Annotated in this window: 16 protein-coding genes; 9 read left to right on the plus strand and 7 right to left on the minus strand. The window is 70.3% G+C overall.

Annotated features, from left to right (window positions below; genetic code table 11):
* Positions 1–167: 167 nt before the first annotated feature.
* Genes M4J07_RS11630 through M4J07_RS11640 form a run of 3 tightly spaced genes read right to left on the minus strand, consistent with a single transcriptional unit; the run spans position 168 to position 2,204 of the window.
* Entirely contained in the window at positions 168–1,313 is a 1,146-nt protein-coding gene (locus tag M4J07_RS11630; protein ID WP_255970694.1) for a cystathionine gamma-lyase, read from the minus strand.
* On the minus strand, positions 1,310–1,804 hold the full coding sequence (locus M4J07_RS11635) for a low molecular weight protein-tyrosine-phosphatase (protein ID WP_255970696.1): 495 nt from the start codon (positions 1,802–1,804) through the stop codon (positions 1,310–1,312). The genes M4J07_RS11630 and M4J07_RS11635 overlap by 4 nt, the downstream gene beginning before the upstream one ends.
* Before the next feature lie 22 nt (positions 1,805–1,826).
* Entirely contained in the window at positions 1,827–2,204 is a 378-nt protein-coding gene (locus M4J07_RS11640; RefSeq protein WP_255970698.1) for a phage holin family protein, read from the minus strand.
* Between the two features lie 59 nt (positions 2,205–2,263).
* Here M4J07_RS11640 and M4J07_RS11645 point away from each other — a divergent pair, with 59 nt between their 5' ends.
* From M4J07_RS11645 to M4J07_RS11660, 4 genes are all read left to right on the plus strand, one after another.
* Complete coding sequence (locus M4J07_RS11645) at positions 2,264–2,581, plus strand: cupin domain-containing protein (RefSeq protein ID WP_255970700.1); 318 nt, start codon at positions 2,264–2,266, stop codon at positions 2,579–2,581.
* Positions 2,582–2,727: 146 nt separating this feature from the next.
* Positions 2,728–2,940: a DUF5326 family protein gene (locus tag M4J07_RS11650; RefSeq protein ID WP_255970702.1), complete on the plus strand. Its 213-nt coding sequence runs from the start codon at positions 2,728–2,730 to the stop codon at positions 2,938–2,940.
* A gap of 183 nt (positions 2,941–3,123) precedes the next feature.
* A complete protein-coding gene (locus M4J07_RS11655; protein WP_255970704.1) occupies positions 3,124–3,900 on the plus strand; it encodes an IclR family transcriptional regulator in 777 nt (258 codons plus the stop codon).
* A 100-nt stretch (positions 3,901–4,000) separates the two neighbouring features.
* The gene (locus M4J07_RS11660) at positions 4,001–4,468 is read left to right on the plus strand and encodes an SsgA family sporulation/cell division regulator (protein ID WP_255970706.1); all 468 of its coding nucleotides are present in this window, start codon (positions 4,001–4,003) and stop codon (positions 4,466–4,468) included.
* 71 nt (positions 4,469–4,539) lie between these two features.
* Here the strand turns inward: M4J07_RS11660 and M4J07_RS11665 are convergent, their stop codons facing one another.
* Positions 4,540–5,871 carry a YibE/F family protein gene (locus M4J07_RS11665; protein WP_255970708.1) on the minus strand — a complete coding sequence of 444 codons (1,332 nt, stop codon included), beginning with the start codon at positions 5,869–5,871 and terminating at the stop codon, positions 4,540–4,542.
* 231 nt (positions 5,872–6,102) lie between these two features.
* Between M4J07_RS11665 and thiC the strand changes: the two genes are divergently transcribed.
* Positions 6,103–7,890, plus strand: a complete 1,788-nt coding sequence (gene thiC / locus M4J07_RS11670) for a phosphomethylpyrimidine synthase ThiC (protein ID WP_255970710.1) — start codon at positions 6,103–6,105, stop codon at positions 7,888–7,890.
* A 101-nt stretch (positions 7,891–7,991) separates the two neighbouring features.
* On the opposite strand, the gene M4J07_RS11675 is transcribed toward thiC, so the two are convergent.
* The 3 genes from M4J07_RS11675 to M4J07_RS11685 all read right to left on the minus strand — a co-directional run bounded on the left by M4J07_RS11675 (position 7,992) and on the right by M4J07_RS11685 (position 11,457).
* A complete protein-coding gene (locus tag M4J07_RS11675; protein WP_255970712.1) occupies positions 7,992–8,849 on the minus strand; it encodes a hypothetical protein in 858 nt (285 codons plus the stop codon).
* 183 nt (positions 8,850–9,032) lie between these two features.
* On the minus strand, positions 9,033–10,127 hold the full coding sequence (locus M4J07_RS11680) for a metallophosphoesterase (RefSeq protein WP_305127566.1): 1,095 nt from the start codon (positions 10,125–10,127) through the stop codon (positions 9,033–9,035).
* A gap of 217 nt (positions 10,128–10,344) precedes the next feature.
* On the minus strand, positions 10,345–11,457 hold the full coding sequence (locus M4J07_RS11685; RefSeq protein ID WP_255970716.1) for a LacI family DNA-binding transcriptional regulator: 1,113 nt from the start codon (positions 11,455–11,457) through the stop codon (positions 10,345–10,347).
* A gap of 366 nt (positions 11,458–11,823) precedes the next feature.
* Between M4J07_RS11685 and hisC the strand changes: the two genes are divergently transcribed.
* The 4 genes from hisC to cydD all read left to right on the plus strand — a co-directional run bounded on the left by hisC (position 11,824) and on the right by cydD (position 19,263).
* On the plus strand, positions 11,824–12,903 hold the full coding sequence (gene hisC / locus M4J07_RS11690) for a histidinol-phosphate transaminase (protein ID WP_255970718.1): 1,080 nt from the start codon (positions 11,824–11,826) through the stop codon (positions 12,901–12,903).
* Positions 12,904–13,172: 269 nt separating this feature from the next.
* Positions 13,173–14,678 carry a cytochrome ubiquinol oxidase subunit I gene (locus tag M4J07_RS11695; RefSeq protein ID WP_255970720.1) on the plus strand — a complete coding sequence of 502 codons (1,506 nt, stop codon included), beginning with the start codon at positions 13,173–13,175 and terminating at the stop codon, positions 14,676–14,678.
* A 20-nt stretch (positions 14,679–14,698) separates the two neighbouring features.
* The gene (gene cydB / locus M4J07_RS11700) at positions 14,699–15,703 is read left to right on the plus strand and encodes a cytochrome d ubiquinol oxidase subunit II (RefSeq protein WP_255970722.1); all 1,005 of its coding nucleotides are present in this window, start codon (positions 14,699–14,701) and stop codon (positions 15,701–15,703) included.
* A 41-nt stretch (positions 15,704–15,744) separates the two neighbouring features.
* Positions 15,745–19,263: a thiol reductant ABC exporter subunit CydD gene (gene cydD / locus M4J07_RS11705; RefSeq protein WP_255970724.1), complete on the plus strand. Its 3,519-nt coding sequence runs from the start codon at positions 15,745–15,747 to the stop codon at positions 19,261–19,263.
* The last annotated feature ends 25 nt before the right edge of the window (positions 19,264–19,288 follow it).

Below are 19,288 nucleotides of genomic sequence, written 5' to 3' on the forward strand. Positions count from 1 at the left end.
CGGGTCGGGCCCAACTATAAATATGTCGATAGGTCTCTGTCGCTACCGTGATTGGACACTGACACAGAGTCAACTAGCCTTGTTTGCGCGGTTCTTCGCGCGCAGAACCGGGACGGTCCGAGCCACGAGGGGGGAGGCTCGGACCGTCCGTTTTCCGTAGCCCGGTATTAGACGCCGGGTGAGATCGACTCATCCAGGGCCCGCAGGACGTCGGCCACCAGGTCCTCGGGGTCCTCGGCGCCGGCCGAGAAGCGGATGAAGCCGGCCGAGACCGCGTCCCCGCCCCAGCGCCCGCGCCGCTCGGCGGTCGACCGGACGCCACCAAAACTGGTCGCGTCGTCCACCAGCGTCAGGGCTTCGAGGAAACGCTCGGCGCGCTCCTGCGACGGCAGTTCGAAGGAGACGACGCAGCCGAAGCGCCGCATCTGACGCGCGGCGACGGCGTGCGCGGGATCGTCGGGAAGCCCCGGGTACCGCAGGCCCGTGACGCGTCCGCGCAGGGCCTCGGCCACCGCCAGGGCATTGGCGTCCTGCCGGTCGGCCCGCAGCGCCAGCGTGGCCAGCGAGCGGTGGGCGAGCCAGGCCTCCATCGGCCCGGGGATCGCCCCGACGATCTTGCGCCAGCGCCGCACCGAGGCCATCGCCTCCGCGTCCGCGCAGCTGACGTAGCCGAGCAGGATGTCCCCGTGCCCGGTGAGCTGCTTGGTGCCGCTGGCCACCGAGAAGTCCGCGCCGAGCTCCAGCGGGCGCTGCCCGAGCGGTGTCGCGAGGGTGTTGTCGACGGCGACCAGCGTTCCTCGTGCATGGGCGGCCTCCGCGAGCCGGCGGATGTCGCACACGTCGAGCCCGGGATTGGACGGCGACTCGATCCACAGCAGCCGCGCCCCGTCGAGGACGTCGAGCTGGGCGTCGCCCCCGGTCGGCGCCGTGCGCACCTCGATGCCGTACGCGGTGAGCTGGTCGCGGACGAGCGGGAAGACCTGGTAGCCGTCGGACGGCAGCACCACCGCGTCGCCCGCCCGCAGCTGCGAGAAGAGGACCGCGGAGATCGCCGCCATGCCGGAGGCGAAGGCCAGAGTCTGCACGCCGGACTGCCCCGGCGCCTCCAACTCGCCGATGGCACGCTCGAGATGGGTCCACGTCGGGTTCTCATCGCGCCCGTACGTGTAGGGCCCTGCCACATCGCCGGGCAGGTGGAAGTGTGCCGCGAACACCGGCCCGGGCAGGGTCGGCTCGTTCCTGACCGGCTCGGGCAGACCCGCCCGGACCGCCCGTGTGCCGTCCCCCGCCCGCTCCGGCGACGCGTCCGTCACGCGGCCCGCCCTGCCACGGCCGCGCGCACGGCGTCGAGCAGCCCGCCGCTCGCCGCCTCGACCATCCTCAGACACTCCTCGAAGCCCGCCGTGTCGCCGTAGTACGGGTCGGGGACGTCCAGGTCGCCGTCGGTGGCAGCGGGGTCGTAGGAGCGCAGCAGACGGATCTTGTCCGCATCCTCGGGCAGCGCCGCCATCCGCCGCAGCGTCCGCTGGTGGCCGGTGTCGAGGGCGATGACCAGGTCGAGCCGGGAGAACCAGTCGCGACGGAACTGGCGGGCCGTGTGGTCGGAGGTGTATCCGCCCTCATCGAGGACGTGGACGGTGCGCGGGTCGGCGCCGTCGCCCTCGTGCCAGCCGTCCGTGCCCGCGCTGTCGACCTCGACGAGGCCGGAGAGACCGGCCTCCTCGACGCGGGCCCGGAAGACGTGCTCGGCCATGGGCGAACGGCAGATGTTGCCGGTGCAGACGAAGCAGACGCGGAAGGTCATCGGAGGGGCTCCCGTCCCGGTCTCAGTCCTCGTCGGGCAGGACGACGTTCAGCGCCCAGGAGACGATCGAGATGATCAGGCCGCCGAGCACCGCGGTCCAGAAGCCGTCGACGTGGAAGCTCAGGTCCAGCTTGTCGGCCAGCCACGAGGTCAGCAACAGCATCAGGGCGTTCACGATCAGCGTGATCAGACCCAGCGTGAGGATGAAGAGCGGGAAGGTGAGGACCTTCACGATCGGCTTCACGATGAAGTTGACCAGGCCGAAGATCAGCGCGACCAGGATCAGCGTGCCGATCTTCTTGCCCGTGCTGTCGCCGGTCAGCGTGATCTTGTCGAGCACCCAGACCGCGACGGCCAGGGCCCCCGCGTTGGCGATCGTCTTGACTACGAAATTCTTCATGTGTCTGATCGTGGCAGACGTGACTGGTGTTGAACGTGGACAGGGGCGGGCGAGCGGCGATGAAGGCATTCCGGCTGGACGAGCTTGAGGCGGAACGGGCCGCCAACGACGGTGCGTATCTGCAGTTCCTGCGCGAGCGGAACATGTCGGTCGGCCTCTACGCGCTGAACGCGGGGGAGCACGACCCGCAGCAGCCGCACCAGCAGGACGAGGTGTACCTCGTGGTCAGCGGCCGTGCGTCGATCACGGTCGGCATGGAGACCACCCAGGTCGGCCGCGGCAGCGTGGTGTACGTGCCGGCCGGTGTCGCCCACAAGTTCCACCACATCAGCGAGGATCTGAGGGTCCTGGTCGTCTTCTCCCCGCCCGAGGGCTGACACCGGACCCCGGGGTTCCCTAAGGGTCGGGTCAGGGGAGGACAAGGGATCGGCGGGCCCCATTCGGGCCCGCCGCGTGCCAGCATCGGGTGCAGGACGTCAGAAGAGTCCCGACCGGGACTCTCGTCAACGAAGGAGCGATGGCAGTGCGGGAGATATTCGCGGGCATGCCGTGGTGGGTGAAGTGGGTCGCGGTGCCGGTCATCGCCCTGGTCGTGTTCGGCGGGCTGATCGCCAGCGTCGTCGGCTTCGTGATCGGCCTGCTCTTCAAGATCCTGGTGTTCGCCGCACTCGTGGGCGGGCTCATCTATGTCGTACGGAAGTTCATGACGGGATCGTCCTCGCGCAGCGACTGGTGAGCGGCGGGGTGAACACACGTGCGGGCTCTGGTCGCCGCGTCGTGCGAAGGTTCGCACGACCGGGGGAAGTTTCCCTTCCGGGCCCGCACAAAGCGGTGGCCAAGGGTTAAAGTCCGGAATCCGACGGCTTCACCCCCGTGAGCCCCGGGTATGCGGGGGACCCATGCGCATCGGGAGTGAACCTTGGCCACGGCTGATCCCGCACCCGCCAGCCCCCAGACGCTCATCGGCTCGGTCCAGCGAGCGATGCGGCTGCTCGAGGCGGTCGCGTCGCACGACGACGGGGCCCCCGCCAAGCAGCTCGCCCGGGAGGCCGGGCTCGCCCTCCCCACGGCGTACCACCTGCTGCGTACGCTCGCCCACGAGGGATACCTCCGCAAGGAGAACGGCGTCTTCGTGTTCGGCGAAGCGACCGAGCGGTTGAGCAGTAGCGGAGCGCAGCAGAAACGTCGCGGCATGATCATCGACGCGCTGCGGCACTGGCGCGACACCATCGGCGTCCCGATCTACTTCGCGGTCTACCGCGACGGCGAGATCGAGATCGTGGCCGTCGCCGACACTCCGGCCAATCCGGCCGTCGAGGAATGGGCCGACTTCCGCGAGACCGGCCATGCGCACGCCATCGGCCAGTGCCTGCTCTCCCAGCTCGACGAGGAGGCCCGCGTGGCCCACCTCGAACGCTATCCCGCCCGGTCCATCACGCCCTACTCGGTGCGTGACGACCGCTCACTGCTGCGCAAGCTGAGAGCCGTGGGACGGATGGAGCCCATCATCGAGCGGCAGGAGTACGCGCTCGGCACGGCCTGCGCCGCCTTCCCGCTCACGATCGGGTCGACCGCGGCGACCTTGGCCATTTCGCTCCCTACCCACCAGGCCGAGAAACTGCTTCCCGCCGCACGTCAGCTGCAGCAGGAGATCGGGAAGCTCGTAGGGACACTCGCCTTCTCTATCAGCATCTGAAAACTCACTCCTTGTGATCCTCCGTGTACGTTGAGCAAGATGCCAGCAGTGTCAGGAAGGTCATTCCTGGCCAATCGACGGCAAGTTGACGGGGTAGGCGATGCGCGAGTCGGTACAAGCAGTTCAGGCAGAGGTCATGATGAGCTTCCTCGTCTCCGAGGAGCTCTCCTTCCGCATTCCGGTGGAGCTCCGGTACGAGTCCACCGATCCGTACGCCGTGCGGCTGACCTTCCATCTCCCCGGGGACGCGCCCGTCACCTGGGCGTTCGGCAGGGAGCTCCTCGTGGACGGGGTCAACGGGGCGGCAGGCGACGGCGACGTACGCGTCTCTCCGGTGGAGCTCGCGGGGGGCGGCGGCGCCGGAGAGATGCCGGGCGAGGTGCACATCCGGCTCCAGGTCGGCCATGACCAGGCGCTGTTCCGGGCCGGAGTGGCCCCGATCATCGCCTTCCTCGACCGCACGGACAAGCTCGTCCCGCTCGGTCAGGAGCAGGCCCTCGCGGACTTCGAGGCCGATCTCGACCAGGCACTGGACCGGATCCTGGCCGAGGAGCAGAGCGCGGGCTGACCCCCCGTCGGACGGTACGACAAGAGGCGTAACGCTTCAGCAGCGCGGTGCACCCGAGCAGTTCCGCGCACTCAGCGCTTACGCCGTCGGCCTCTGCCCGTACGCACCGGAGCGGCCTGCACGGGCCCGTGGGACCCCGGGCGGTCGGCGGAGACCACCAGGGCGGCCAGCGCGGTCGTCACCGGCACAGAGGCCACCAGGCCGATCGAGCCGACCAGCGTGCGCACGATCTCCTCGGCCACCAGCTCGCTGTTGGCCACGTCGAGCACGCCGCTCTGCGCGATCGAGAAGAGCAGCAGCAGCGGCAGCGCCGCGCCCGCGTACGCGAGCACCAGGGTGTTGACGACGGACGCGATGTGGTCGCGGCCGATCCTGATGCCCGCCCGGTACAGGCCGCGCCAGCCCATCGTCGGGTTGGCCTCGTGCAGCTCCCACACCGCCGACGTCTGCGTGACCGTCACGTCGTCGAGCACACCGAGGGAGCCGATGATGACGCCCGCGAGCAGCAGACCGCTCATGTCGATGTCGGGGTACAGGCCGTGGATCAGGCCGGTGCTGTCGTCGGTGTTGCCGGTCAGCGCGGCCCAGCCGATGAACAGCGAGCCCAACAGGCCGATCAGCAGCAGCGATACGAGCGTGCCGAGCACCGCGACGGAGGTTCTGGCCGACAGGCCGTGGCACATGTAGAGCGCGATCAACATGATGGCGCTCGCTCCGACGACCGCCACCACCAGGGGATTCGAGCCCTGGAGGATCGCGGGCAGGATGAAGAAGGTCAGGACGAGGAAGCTGACCGCGAGCGCGACCAGCGCCATGAGGCCCCTCAGCCGGCCCACCACGACCACGGCCAGGGCGAAGATCCCGGCCAGCAACGCCATGGGGATCTTCCGGTTCACATCGGTGACGGAGTACTGCAGGTTCTCCGGGGCGTCGGGCGCGTAGGCGACGATCACCTTCTGGCCCTCGTGCAACTGCCGCGGTGAGTCCGGCTGCACGATCTCCGTGAACGTACGGCCCTTGTCCTTGCCGGTGTCGATGCGGATCGTCGCGTTCTCGCAGGTGCCGCTGGGCTGGTCCGTGCCGGCGGAGCCCTCGGCGGTGGTGGGGTCGCCGGCCTGGTTGCCCCCCGAGGCGTTCACGGACTTGCAGTCGACCTTCTCGACCTTCGTGACCGTGGCCTGCTGCGTCTGGCGGTCGAAGCCGACTCCGGTGCGCTCGTGCGCCGGTGCGCCACCCGGCCACAGCACCGCGAGCCCCACGACGACCGCGACGGAGAAGGGGATCAGGACCGCTGCGATGACCTTGCGCAGATGCTGAGAGACGGGCGCCGCGGGCCCGTGGCTGTGGGAGTGCCCATGAGGAGGATGGGACGGCGGGGGCGGGGGCTGCTGCGTGGTGGTCACCGCCCGATCATCGCAAGAACGGCGGGGGCCCTCTGTTCAACGCGTCCGACATGACGCTAGCGTGGAGGCACCTTTGCACACGCGGGAGCTCGGAGCACCGGGCTGAGAGGGCGCTGACCTTCGTACCGAAGCGTGTTTCACGTGAAACGACGTGGAACATCCTGGGACGGACTTCGCTGCGTCGACCGCCGAACCTGTTACCGGGTAATGCCGGCGTAGGGAGTAGGTCTCATGACCACAACGGACGCACGCACGCCTGCCTCCACCCAGGGCGAGAACCCTGCTGACGAGGCCGGGAAGTCCATCGGCTGGCACAAGGGGTACATCGAGGGCTCGCGCCCCGACCTCCACGTGCCGGTCCGTCAGGTGCATCTCACCAACGGGCAGTCGGTCACCCTGTACGACACCTCCGGCCCGTACACCGATCCGACCGTCGACACCGATGTCCGCAGGGGTCTCGCCCCGCTGCGGGAGAACTGGATCATCGGCCGCGGCGACACCGAGGAGTACGCGGGACGCCCCGTCCGGCCCGAGGACGACGGCATCAAGCACACGTCGCCGCGCGGCGGCCTGCGCAACCTCGACGCGGTCTTCCCCGGCCGTCCGCGCCAGCCGCGCCGCGGCCGGGACGGGCAGGCCGTGACCCAACTCGCGTACGCACGCCGGGGCGAGATCACCCCGGAGATGGAGTACGTGGCCATCCGGGAGAACGTCGCGCCCGAGGTCGTCCGCGACGAGATCGCGGCCGGCCGCGCGGTGCTGCCGGCCAATGTGAACCACCCGGAGATCGAGCCGATGATCATCGGCAAGCGGTTCCTGGTGAAGGTCAACGCCAACATCGGCAATTCCGCGGTCACTTCGTCCATCGAGGAGGAGGTGGAGAAGATGACGTGGGCGACCCGCTGGGGCGCCGACACCGTCATGGACCTCTCCACCGGCCGCAACATCCACACCACCCGCGAGTGGGTGCTGCGCAACTCCCCCGTGCCGATCGGCACCGTGCCGCTCTACCAGGCCCTTGAGAAGGTCGACGGCAAGGCCGAGGAGCTGACCTGGGAGATCTACAAGGACACGGTCATCGAGCAGGCCGAGCAGGGCGTGGACTACATGACGGTCCACGCGGGCGTCCGCCTCCCGTACGTCCCGCTGACCGCCAACCGCAAGACCGGCATCGTCTCGCGCGGCGGCTCGATCATGGCCGCCTGGTGCCTCGCGCACCACAAGGAGAGCTTCCTCTACGAGAACTTCGAGGAGCTCTGCGAGATCCTCGCCGCGTACGACGTCACGTACTCCCTCGGCGACGGCCTGCGTCCCGGCTCCATCGCGGACGCCAACGACGAGGCCCAGTTCGCGGAGCTGCGCACGCTCGGCGAGCTCAACTCCATCGCCAAGCGGCACAACGTACAGACGATGATCGAGGGCCCGGGCCACGTGCCCATGCACAAGATCAAGGAGAACATCGACCTCCAGCAGGAGATCTGCGAGGAGGCGCCGTTCTACACGCTCGGCCCGCTGACCACGGACGTCGCCCCGGCGTACGACCACATCACGTCCGGGATCGGTGCCGCGATGATCGCCTGGTGGGGCACGGCGATGCTCTGCTACGTGACGCCCAAGGAGCACCTGGGCCTGCCCAACCGCGACGACGTGAAGACCGGTGTCATCACGTACAAGATCGCGGCGCACGCGGCGGACCTCGCCAAGGGGCACCCCGGTGCGCAGGACTGGGACGACGCGCTCTCCGACGCCCGCTTCGAGTTCCGCTGGGAGGACCAGTTCAACCTGGCCCTCGACCCGGACACGGCACGGGAGTTCCACGACGAGACGCTGCCGGCCGAGCCCGCGAAGACCGCGCACTTCTGCTCGATGTGCGGTCCGAAGTTCTGCTCGATGAAGATCTCGCAGGACATCCGCCGCACGCACGGCACCACTCAGGCGGAGGTCGAGGCGGGCATGGAGCAGAAGTCGAAGGAGTTCGCCGACGCGGGCAACCGCGTCTATCTGCCGATCGCCGACTGAGCACGGCGACCACCGCGTGACGCGATGACGGCATGACAGAGGGCTCGGGGCCCGCGCAGTTCGCCCCGAGCCGATGTCATGGCCCCGTGCCCCGCCGGAGGTCAGTCCGGCTGGTGCTCGGGGCCGCCGAAGTCCGGACTGGAGAAGTCCGGGCTCGAGTAGCCGGCGCGCTGCCCGGTGGCGGTGCCGCCGCCGTCCGGGCTGGAGAACCCCGGCCGGTTGTAGCCGAGTTGGGGCATGCGGCTGGTGGAGCCGCCGCGGCTGCCGCCGAGCGAGGCGCCGCCGCCCGTCGGGGGGTCCGCGAGGGCCTCCCGCAGGAACGGCAGGATGCCGCGCTCCAGGAGCGCTTTGCCCCAGGCTTCCCTGGCCCGTGCCACCTCCTCGCTCGACTCCCCGTGCGCGCCCGCCTGGAGTGACGTCGCCCCGTTGCGCAGGGCCGTCAGCAGCAGGCAGACGGCCGCGACGAGGATGCCCGCCGCGGTGAGGGCGCCGAATATCCAGCCGGCCGCGAGGAGCGTGTCGGCGAAGTCGGGTGCCGGGTTGAGCATCTTCAGGATGTAGCCGACCAGCAGGAAGATCGCGGCGGCGGTCCCGGCGAGAACCGGGGCGAGCACGACGGCGACCGCGGCGACGCCGGGTCCCGTGGTCTCCGCGACCAGACCGATGGTGGTGTTTCCGGACTCGGTGGCGGTGCCTCCTTCGCGTAGCGGACGGACGGGCCGCGGCGAGGTGCGCAGTTCCTCGCGGGCCTTGACGAAGTGCTGGTACTCGGTGGCGGCCGCCGTGCTGATCAGTGCGGCGGCGTTCAACGCCATGGTGCGCAGCTGTTCGGGGTTGAGCCGCTGGCCCACTGCGGCGAGATCAGGCCGGTTCGGTGCGGTACGCAGCGCCTCATCGAGGATCCGCTCGAACTCGGGGCGGTCCTCGTTCAGCAAATGCGGAGCGCTGTTCATGTGCATCCCCCGATGCTCCGTAGGGCTTGGTGGCCCGCATGGTTACGAGCCGTCGGGCAGAAACGGAGGGGAGCCTGCTACGGATAAGCCGATGGTAGAGCTGTCACGGCACGCGGTGACAGGGGGTTTCCGGAAATTGGCCCCCTGGCCAGCCGAAGCCTCCGTTTACCGCGCCTGCCCGATCAACCCTCAGATATCCATGGGGAGTTGCTGGACCAGCAGCTTTCCGGCCATGGTCACGCCGCCGTCCATGGCGATGGCGAGGCCGCCCGCGTACACATGCGGTCCCTCGACGACGGGCCTGCTGTCGGAGGAGTCCGTGCTGTCGGCGCCGGCCTCGGCACCCACCTCGCCGAGGAGGTACGGGATCGGGCTGTGGCCGTGCACGACCCGCGAGCCGCCGTACGCGCCGAGCAGTTCCTGCACGGCGCCGGGGCCGCTCTCCTCGTCCCGGAAGGCGAACCGCTTGGTGAACTTGCGGAACAGGTCCCAGCACTCGTCCGCGTCGTTGCGCGTGAGCGTCTCGCGGACCGTGTCGTTGACCGCCTCGATCGAGTCGCCGTAGTCGAGGTAGGCGGTGGTGTCGGAGTGCATGAGCAGGTGGTCGTCCTCGAGCTCGATCGCGTCGAGCCGGGACATCCACTGCAGGTGCACGTCCTGGAGGCGGTCCATGTCGGACTTCTGGCCGCCGTTCAGCAGCCAGGCCGCCTGGAAGGTGGCGGTGCCCGCGCCGGAGTTCACGGGGGTGTCGCCGAACCGCTTGGCGCCGAGCAGCAGCAGCTCGTGGTTGCCCATGAGCGCCTTGCAGTAGCCGCCCGCCGCGGCCGCCTCGGCGGACAGGCGCATGACGAGGTCGATGACGCCGATGCCGTCGGGACCGCGATCGGTGAAGTCGCCGAGGAACCACAGGCGCGCGTTGCCCGCGGACCAGTTGCCCTCGGCGTCGATCAGACCTTTCTCCTGGAGCGCCGCGACCAGCTCGTCGATGTAGCCGTGCACGTCACCCACGACGTACAGCGGGCCGTGCCCGTCGGCCGGCGGCGCGGGTGCGGGCGCCGGCTGCGGGATCTCGACCTGGACCGTGTCCCCGCGGTTGATGACCGGCAGGTCGCGCGCGGTCGGGGTGTAGCCGTCGGGGAAGGCCTCGGCATCGTCCGGGGCGGGGCCGGATTCGGGCTCGGTGGGCACCACGTTCGCCGGTACGTCATGGACGTACGCGGGAACACGGAAGTCGCGCAGCGTCTCCGTGCGCGCTGCGGGTCCCTGACCGGCCCCCTGAGTCATCGACCCCTCCACCATTGCGCCGCCTGTGCACCGGATCGGACTGCCTGGTCGCAGCGGCCCGCGGTGTCGTCCGCCCATCATAGGAATGCGGCTCGCGCTGTGTGATGCACCAGGGGTGGTGAATCGGTGACGGGCGGCTGTTCACCACGCTTTTCTCCCGAATTGGTGTGGACTTTTCCCCACCGTTCCCGGGTGCAGGAGGGTCGGCCGCGGGTGGTCAGCCCTGCCCCGGGGAGCGGGGCGGGCTGACCGTGGTGCGGGGCGGGCGCCTCATCGACGACGTCCGGACGATGAGTTCCGTCGGTATCACCTGCTCGACCGGCTGGTCGGAGTCGACGCCTTCGATGGCGTCGATCAGGAGCTGTACGACGGCCGTGCCGATGCGGCGCGGTTTGAGCGAGAGGGTGGTGATGGGCGGCTCGGTGTTGGCGTAGACGCTCGACTCGCTGCAGCACACGAGCAGCAGGTCGTCCGGGACGCGCAGCCCGTACCGGCGGGCGGCGGCGAGCAGGTCCGTGCCGTTCGGGTCGAACAGGCCGTACACCGCGTCGGGGCGGTCGGGCCGGGCGAGCAGCCGGTCGGCGGCGACGGCGCCCGCGCACGGGTCGTGCGCGGGGTACGACTCGTAGACCGGTTCCTGCCCGATCCGCTCGCACCAGCGCAGGTACGCGGAGGTGGAGAGGTGGGTGTACGTGTCGGTGGTGGTGCCGGTGAGGAGGCCGATGCGGCGGGCGCCGGCCTCGGCGAGGTGGTCGAGGATGCCGAGGACGGCGGCCTCGTGGTCGTTGTCCACCCAGGCGGTCACGGGCAGGGTGCCCGCGGGACGTCCGTCCGAGACGACGGGCAGGCCCTGGCGGACCAGCTCGCTGACGACCGGGTCGTGGTCGGAGGGGTCGATGACGACGGTGCCGTCGAGGGCGACGTTCGACCACACGTCGTGGCGTGAGGTGGCGGGCAGGATGACGAGGGCGTACCCGCGGGCGAGCGCGGCCGAGGTCGCGGCTCTCGCCATCTCCGCGAAGTACGCGAATTCGGTGAAGGTGAAAGGTTCATCCCCGTAGGTCGTCACGGTCAGGCCGATGAGGCCCGACTTGCCGGTACGGAGCGTGCGGGCGGCCGCGGAGGGGCGATAGCCCAACCGGTCGGCGACCTCGCGGACATGGCGTCGGGTGGCGTCCGGGAGCCGGCCCTTGCCGTTGAGCGCATCGGAGACAGTCGTGATCGAGACCCCGGCGGCGGCGGCAACATCTCTGATGCCCGCTCGGCCTGGCCGGGTGCCCCTGCGGGTGGTCTCCGCCCGGCTCACCTGGTGCTTCCCTGCTGCTGTCATGGCGAGCCGATAGTAGGGCTCATGCGGCTGCATGGCGGGGGCGCATATGCCTGGGTTGACAGGCACGTTTCTGCAAGGTGATAGATCGTCAATGACCTTGGAATTAGAGGGAGTTGAGGGTCTTCACAGTAGTACGTCACTTGTCGGTACAAGTCAGCCTGCCAAGTCCGCGATGTTGCGACTAGGTCTCAACTCACCTTCACGGGTGATGCGCGCCACGGCGCGAGCCACCGGCGCGCGCCAGGGAGGGGAGCGCTCCCCCCTCCCCGTACGCCTTCGTGGACCGGAGGCACCGGACCATTGGGGCGGACGGCGAATCCTCTTAAGGTGAGCAGTATTGGAACGGTGGCCACAAGGAGGACTGCGGTGAGCGAGACGAACCCCAAGCTGCGTGCGGAGCTGGCGGGGATCCCCACCTACAAGCCGGGGAAGCCGGCGGCCGCCGGGGGCCCGGTGGCGTACAAACTGTCCTCCAACGAGAACCCCTATCCGCCGCTGCCCGGGGTGATGGAGCAGGCGATGGCCGCGGCCGGGACCTTCAACCGCTACCCCGACATGGCCTGCACCGGCCTGATGAACGAGCTGGCGGACCGCTTCGGGGTGCCGGTCTCGCACCTGGCGACCGGCACCGGCTCGGTCGGCGTCGCGCAGCAGCTGCTCCAGGCGACCAGCGGCCCGGGCGACGAGGTCATCTACGCCTGGCGGTCCTTCGAGGCGTACCCGATCATCACGCAGATCAGCGGGGCGACGTCGGTGCGGGTGCCGCTGACGGACGGCGAGGTGCACGACCTGGACGCGATGGCCGACGCCATCACCGACCGCACGCGCCTCATCTTCGTCTGCAACCCCAACAACCCCACCGGCACCGTGGTGCGCCGGGCCGAGCTGGAGCGGTTCCTCGACCGGGTGCCCTCGGACGTGCTGGTCGTGCTCGACGAGGCGTACCGGGAGTTCATCCGCGACGCCGAGGTGCCGGACGGCGTGGAGATCTACCGGGACCGGCCGAACGTGGCGGTGCTGCGGACCTTCTCGAAGGCGTACGGCCTCGCGGGGCTGCGGGTGGGCTTCGCCATCGCCCACGAGCCCGTGGCGGCCGCGCTGCGCAAGACGGCGGTCCCCTTCGGCGTGAGCCAGCTCGCGCAGGACGCGGCGGTCGCCTCGCTGCGCGCGGAGGACGAACTGCTGGGCCGCGTCGGCTCGTTGGTGGGCGAGCGCACCCGGGTCGTCGACGCGCTGCGGGCGCAGGGCTGGACCGTGCCCGAGACGCAGGCCAACTTCGTGTGGCTGCGGCTGGGGGAGAAGACCATGGACTTCGCGGCGGCGTGCGAGCAGGCCGGTGTGGTCGTGCGGCCGTTCGCGGGCGAGGGGATGCGGGCCACGATCGGCGAGACCGAGGCCAACGACATCTTCCTGCAGGCGGCGGAGGCGTTCCGCAAGGAGCTCTGAGCCGGCAGGCTGCGGATCGCTTCTGGTGGCGGCCGGTTCGGCGGGGGTGACCCCGGCGGGCCGGCCGTTCGCACGTGCCGGGGCGGCGCCCCCGGGGCCGTGTGGTGTTCCTCGCAGTAAGGGGACCCCCCTTCGGATGCCGACAGCCAGTACGACATAATGCTTGTGAATGTGAACGCGTTCACAAGCGTGTCCCGGTTCCTCCCGGGATTTGTGGGATTAAAGGGGCAAACTGCCGCTGTGCCCACAGCGATGTAAGGAGAGACGCAGTGGACCTGGCTCTGGCGCCGGAGACCCTGGCGCGATGGCAGTTCGGCATCACGACCGTCTACCACTTCCTGTTCGTTCCCCTGACGATCTCGCTCGCGGCACTCGTCGCCGGGCTGCAGACCGCCTGGGTCCGGACGGAGAAGGAGAAGTACCTCAGGGCCACCAAGTTCTGGGGAAAGCTCTTCCTGATCAATATCGCGATGGGTGTCGTCACCGGCATCGTGCAGGAGTTCCAGTTCGGCATGAACTGGTCGGACTACTCCCGCTTCGTCGGTGACATCTTCGGGGCGCCGCTGGCCTTCGAAGCGCTGATCGCCTTCTTCTTCGAGTCCACCTTCATCGGACTGTGGATCTTCGGCTGGGACAAGCTGCCGAAGAAGATCCACCTGGCCTGCATCTGGATGGTGTCGATCGGCACGGTCCTGTCCGCGTACTTCATCCTCGCGGCCAACTCCTGGATGCAGCACCCGGTCGGCTACAAGTACAACGAGGCCAACGGCCGGGCCGAGCTCACCGACTTCTGGCACGTACTGACCCAGAACACGGCGCTCACCCAGGCGTTCCACACGCTGACCGCCTCGTTCCTCACGGGCGGCGCGTTCATGGTCGGCATCGCGGCCTTCCACCTGGCCCGCAAGAAGCACATCGGCGTGATGAAGACCTCGCTGCGGCTCGGCCTGGTCACCGTCGTCGTCGCCGGTCTCCTCACGGCGGTCAGCGGCGACCTGCTCGGCAAGGTCATGTTCAAGCAGCAGCCGATGAAGATGGCTGCCGCCGAGGCCCTGTGGGACGGTCAGAACTCGGCGCCCTTCTCGGTGTTCGCCTACGGCGACGTCAGCAAGGGCCACAACACGGTCGAGCTGTCCATCCCCGGGATACTGTCCTTCCTCGCCGACGACAACTTCAACTCGTACGTCCCCGGCATCAACGACACCAACAAGGCCGAGCAGGAGAAGTACGGGCCCGGCGACTACCGGCCCATCATCCCCGTCACCTTCTGGGCGTTCCGCTGGATGATCGGCTTCGGGATGGCGTCCTTCGCCCTCGGGATCGTCGGACTCTGGCTCACCCGCAAGAAGTTCATGCTGCCCCAGCACTTGAGGGTGGGTGACGACGAAGTGCCGAACCTGGTGCTGTTCAAGAACAAGGCGCTCAGCCCCAAGTTCACCAAGCTCTACTGGCTCGCGGCCCTGTGGACCCTCGGGTTCCCGCTGATCGCCAACTCGTGGGGCTGGATCTTCACCGAGATGGGCCGTCAGCCCTGGGTCGTCTACGGCGTCCTGCAGACCCGCGACGCGGTCTCCCCCGGTGTCTCGCAGGCCGAGGTCCTCACCTCGATGACCGTCTTCACCCTCCTGTACGCGGTGCTCGCCGTGATCGAGGTCAAGCTGCTCGTGAAGTACATCAAGGCCGGACCGCCCGAACTGACCGAGGACGATCTCAACCCGCCCACCAAGATCGGCGGAGACCGTGACGCCGACAAGCCGATGGCCTTCTCGTACTAGGCGAAGGGAGCGCACAGGTCATGGAACTTCACGACGTCTGGTTCGTACTCATCGCGGTCCTCTGGATCGGCTACTTCTTCCTGGAGGGCTTCGACTTCGGGGTCGGCATCCTCACCAAACTGCTGGCGCGTGACCGCACCGAGAAGCGCGTCCTGATCAACACGATCGGTCCGGTCTGGGACGGCAACGAGGTCTGGCTGCTGACGGCCGGCGGCGCGACCTTCGCCGCCTTCCCCGAGTGGTACGCGACCCTCTTCTCCGGCTTCTACCTGCCGCTGCTGGTCATCCTGGTCTGCCTCATCGTCCGGGGCGTCGCCTTCGAGTACCGGGCGAAGCGGCCGGAGGAGAAGTGGCAGACCAACTGGGAGCGCGCGATCTTCTGGACCTCCTTGGTCCCGGCGTTCCTGTGGGGTGTGGCCTTCGCCAACATCGTGCGCGGCGTGAAGATCGACAAGGACTTCGAGTACGTCGGCAACGTCTGGGACCTGCTCAACCCGTACGCGATCCTCGGCGGCCTGGTCACCCTGACGCTGTTCACCTTCCACGGCGCGGTGTTCGCCTCGCTCAAGACGGTGGGCGACATCCGGATGCGGGCACGGAAGCTGGCGTTCGGGCTCGGCCTGGTGGCCGCTGTCCTCGCGCTCGCCTTCCTGATCTGGACCCAGGCCGACAACGGGGACCAGTGGTCGCTCATCGCGATGATCGTGGCCGCGGTCGCGCTCGTCGGGGCGATCGGCGCCATCAAGGTGGGCCGCGAGGGCTGGTCGTTCGCGCTGTCCGGCATCACGATCGCGGCGGCCGTCGCGATGCTCTTCCTGTCGCTGTTCCCGGACGTCATGCCCTCGTCGCTCAACCCGGACTGGAGCCTGACGGTCTCCAACGCCTCGTCGAGCCCCTACACCCTGAAGATCATGACCTGGTGCGCGGGTATTGCCACGCCCCTCGTGCTGCTCTACCAGTCGTGGACCTACTGGGTGTTCCGCAAGCGGATCGGCACCAAGCACATCGCCGACGCCGCGCACTGAGTCCCTTGGCTCGACCCACCTGATGTGAGGGTGTGTTTCACGTGAAACCGATCGACCAGCGTCTGCTCCGGTACGCCCGGGCCACCCGTCTCTTCCTGATCGCGGTGGTCGTCCTCGGCGCCGCCGGGGCGGGCCTGGTCATCGCCCAGGCGATGCTCATCGCCGAGGTGGTGGTGGGTGCCTTCCAGCACGGTTTCGACGTGGGGCGGCTGACCACGCCGCTCCTGCTGCTCGCGGTGGTGGCGGCCGGGCGTGGGCTCGTGTCCTGGCTGACCGAGCTGGCCGCGCACCGGGCGAGCGCGGCAGTCAAGTCGGAGCTGCGCGGGCGGCTCCTGGAGCGGGCGGCGCAGCTCGGGCCGGGCTGGTCGAGCGGTCAGCGGACCGGCTCGCTGGTCGCGCTCGCGACGCGCGGTGTGGACGCGCTGGACGACTACTTCTCGCGCTATCTGCCGCAGCTGGGGCTCGCGGTGGTGGTCCCGGTGGCGGTGCTCGCCCGCGTCGTCACCGAGGACTGGGTGTCGGCGGCGATCATCGTCGGCACGCTGCCCCTCATCCCGATCTTCATGATCCTCATCGGCTGGGCCACCCAGTCCCGGATGGACCGTCAGTGGCGGCTGCTGTCCCGGCTCTCGGGGCACTTCCTGGACGTGGTCGCGGGCCTGCCGACCCTGAAGGTGTTCGGCCGCGCCAAGGCGCAGGCCGAGTCCATCCGCAAGATCACCGGCGAGTACCGCCGGGCGACGGTCCGCACGCTGCGGATCGCCTTCCTCTCGTCGTTCGCCCTGGAGCTGCTGGCCACCCTGTCGGTCGCGCTCGTCGCCGTCACCATCGGCATGCGGCTCGTGCACGGCGAGATGGACCTCTACGTGGGGCTGGTCATCCTGGTCCTCGCACCCGAGGCGTACCTGCCGCTGCGGCAGGTCGGTGCGCAGTACCACGCGGCAGCCGAGGGGCTCGCGGCGGCGGAGGAGATCTTCGCCGTCCTGGAGACGCCGCTTCCCGAGTCCGGTACGGGGGAGGTCCCGCCGGCCGGCGGCATCGCGTTCGACGGCGTCTCCGTCCGCTACGAGGGGCGCGACGACGACGCCCTTTCGGAGGTCTCCTTCGAGGTCACCGAAGGAGAGACCGTCGCCCTGGTCGGACCCAGCGGTGCGGGCAAGTCGACGCTCCTGAGCGCCCTGTTGGGATTCGTCCGGCCCACTGCCGGGCGGGTCCTCGTCGGTGGCGCGGACCTCGCGGACGTGTCGCGGGAGGCGTGGCACGCGCGCGTGGCGTGGGTTCCGCAGCGGCCGCAGCTGTACGCCGGGTCGATCGCGGACAACGTGCGGCTGGCCCGGCCGGACGCCGACGACGCGGCCGTGCGGGCCGCGCTGCGGGAGGCCGGGGCCCTGGACTTCGTCGACGCGCTGCCGGATGGGGCGCGGACGGCTCTGGGCGAGGACGGTGCCGGGCTCTCGGCCGGGCAGCGCCAACGCCTCGCGCTGGCCCGGGCGTTCCTCGCCGACCGGCCCGTCGTGCTGCTCGACGAGCCGACCGCCGCGCTCGACGGCGAGACCGAGGCGGGCATCGTCGAGGCCGTGCGCAGGCTCGCCGTGGGGCGGACTGTGCTGCTCGTCGTGCACCGGCCGGCGCTGCTGGCCGTGGCGGACCGCGTCGTGCGGCTGGAGCCGGCCGGCGCGGGAGAGCCTTCCCGGGCGCGCACTGGCGACCACGCGCGCGTGGCCGGGCAGATGGCGGCCGGCTCCCCCGATGCCGTCCACGGCACGACCCAGGACGGACCGCAGGACGCACCGCGGAACCGGGGACACGTCCTCGCCCGGCTGCGCGCCGCGGCCCGCCCGCGCCGCTCCCGGCTCGCGCTCGCGCTGCTGCTCGGGGCGCTCGCGCTCGGCAGCTCCGTCGGTCTCATGGCGACCAGCGGCTGGCTGATCTCGCGGGCCTCCGAGCAGCCGCCGGTGCTCTACCTGATGGTCGCGGTCACGGCCACGCGCGCGTTCGGCATCGGCCGGGCCTGCTTCCGGTACGCGGAGCGGCTCGTCTCGCACGACGCCGTGCTGCGGATGCTGGCCGACACCCGGGTCGCCGTCTACCGGCGCCTGGAGCGGCTCGCGCCCGCGGGGCTGCGCACGACGCGGCGCGGCGACCTGCTGTCCCGGCTCGTCGCCGACGTGGACGCCCTGCAGGACTACTGGCTGCGCTGGCTGCTGCCCGCGTCGGTCGCGGCGCTCGTGGGCGCGGGATCGGTGGCGTTCACCGCGTGGCTGCTGCCCGCGGCCGGTGCCGTGCTCGCGGCCGGACTGCTGCTCGCCGGGATCGGGGTGCCGCTGCTGTCCGGGGCGGTGTCCCGCCGCGCCGAGCGCCGGCTCGCCCCGGCGCGCGGGGTGCTCGCCACCCGGGCGGCCGAACTGCTCACCGGCACCGCGGAACTGACCGTCGCCGGTGCCCTGCCGCGCCGCCTGAAGGAGGCCGGGGAGGCCGACTCGGTGCTGACCCGGATCGCCTCGCGCACCGCCACCGCGACCGCGCTCGGCGACGGACTCACCGCGCTGATCACCGGCCTGACCGTGGCGGGCGCCGCGCTCGCCGGCATCCAGGGCGTGCGCGCGGGTCAGCTGGACGGGGTGGCGATGGCGGTCGTCGTGCTGACCCCGCTCGCCGCCTTCGAGGCGGTGCTCGGCCTCCCGCTCGCGGTGCAGTACCGGCAGCGCGTCCACAAGAGCGCCGAGCGCGTCTACGAGGTGCTGGACGCCCCCGAACCCGTACGGGAGCCCGAGAGCCCCGCACAGGCGCCGCAGGACCCCTTCCCGCTCGTCGTGCGCGACCTCGTCGCCCGGTACGAGGGTCAGGCCCGGGACGCGCTCACCGGCGTCGACCTGACCCTGGAGCGCGGCCGCCGGGTCGCCGTGGTCGGCCCGTCGGGCTCCGGCAAGACCACCCTCGCCCAGGTGCTGCTGCGCTTCCTCGACGCGGACACCGGCACGTACACGCTCGGCGGCGTCGACGCGGCCTCCCTCGACGGCGACGACGTCCGGCGCACGGTCGGGCTGTGCGCCCAGGACGCCCACCTCTTCGACAGCACGGTCCGGGAGAACCTGCTGCTCGCCAAGAAGGACGCGGGCGAGGACGAGCTGCGGGCCGCACTCGGCCGCGTCCGGCTCCTGGAGTGGGCGGACGCGCTGCCCGACGGCCTCGACACCCTGGTGGGCGAGCACGCCGCGCGGCTGTCCGGCGGGCAGCGGCAGCGGCTGGCGCTGGCCCGTGCGCTGCTCGCGGACTTCCCCGTCCTGGTGCTCGACGAGCCCGCCGAGCACCTCGACCTGGAGACGGCGGACGCGCTCACCGCGGACCTGCTGGACGCGACCGAGGGGCGGACGACGGTGCTGATCACGCACCGGCTCGCCGGTCTGGACGCCGTGGACGAGGTGATCGTGCTCGACGGCGGGCGGGTCGTGCAGCGCGGTGCGTACGCCGAGCTGGCCGCCGTGGACGGGCCGCTGCGGGAGCTGCGGCGCCGGGAGGGCGAGGCGGAACTGCTGGTCGGCGCGGGGGCGGGCCGGTGAGCCGGGACCGCCGGACCACCGAACG

This window comes from Streptomyces longispororuber, assembly GCF_024448165.1.
Taxonomy (GTDB): Bacteria; Actinomycetota; Actinomycetes; order Streptomycetales; family Streptomycetaceae; genus Streptomyces; species Streptomyces longispororuber_A.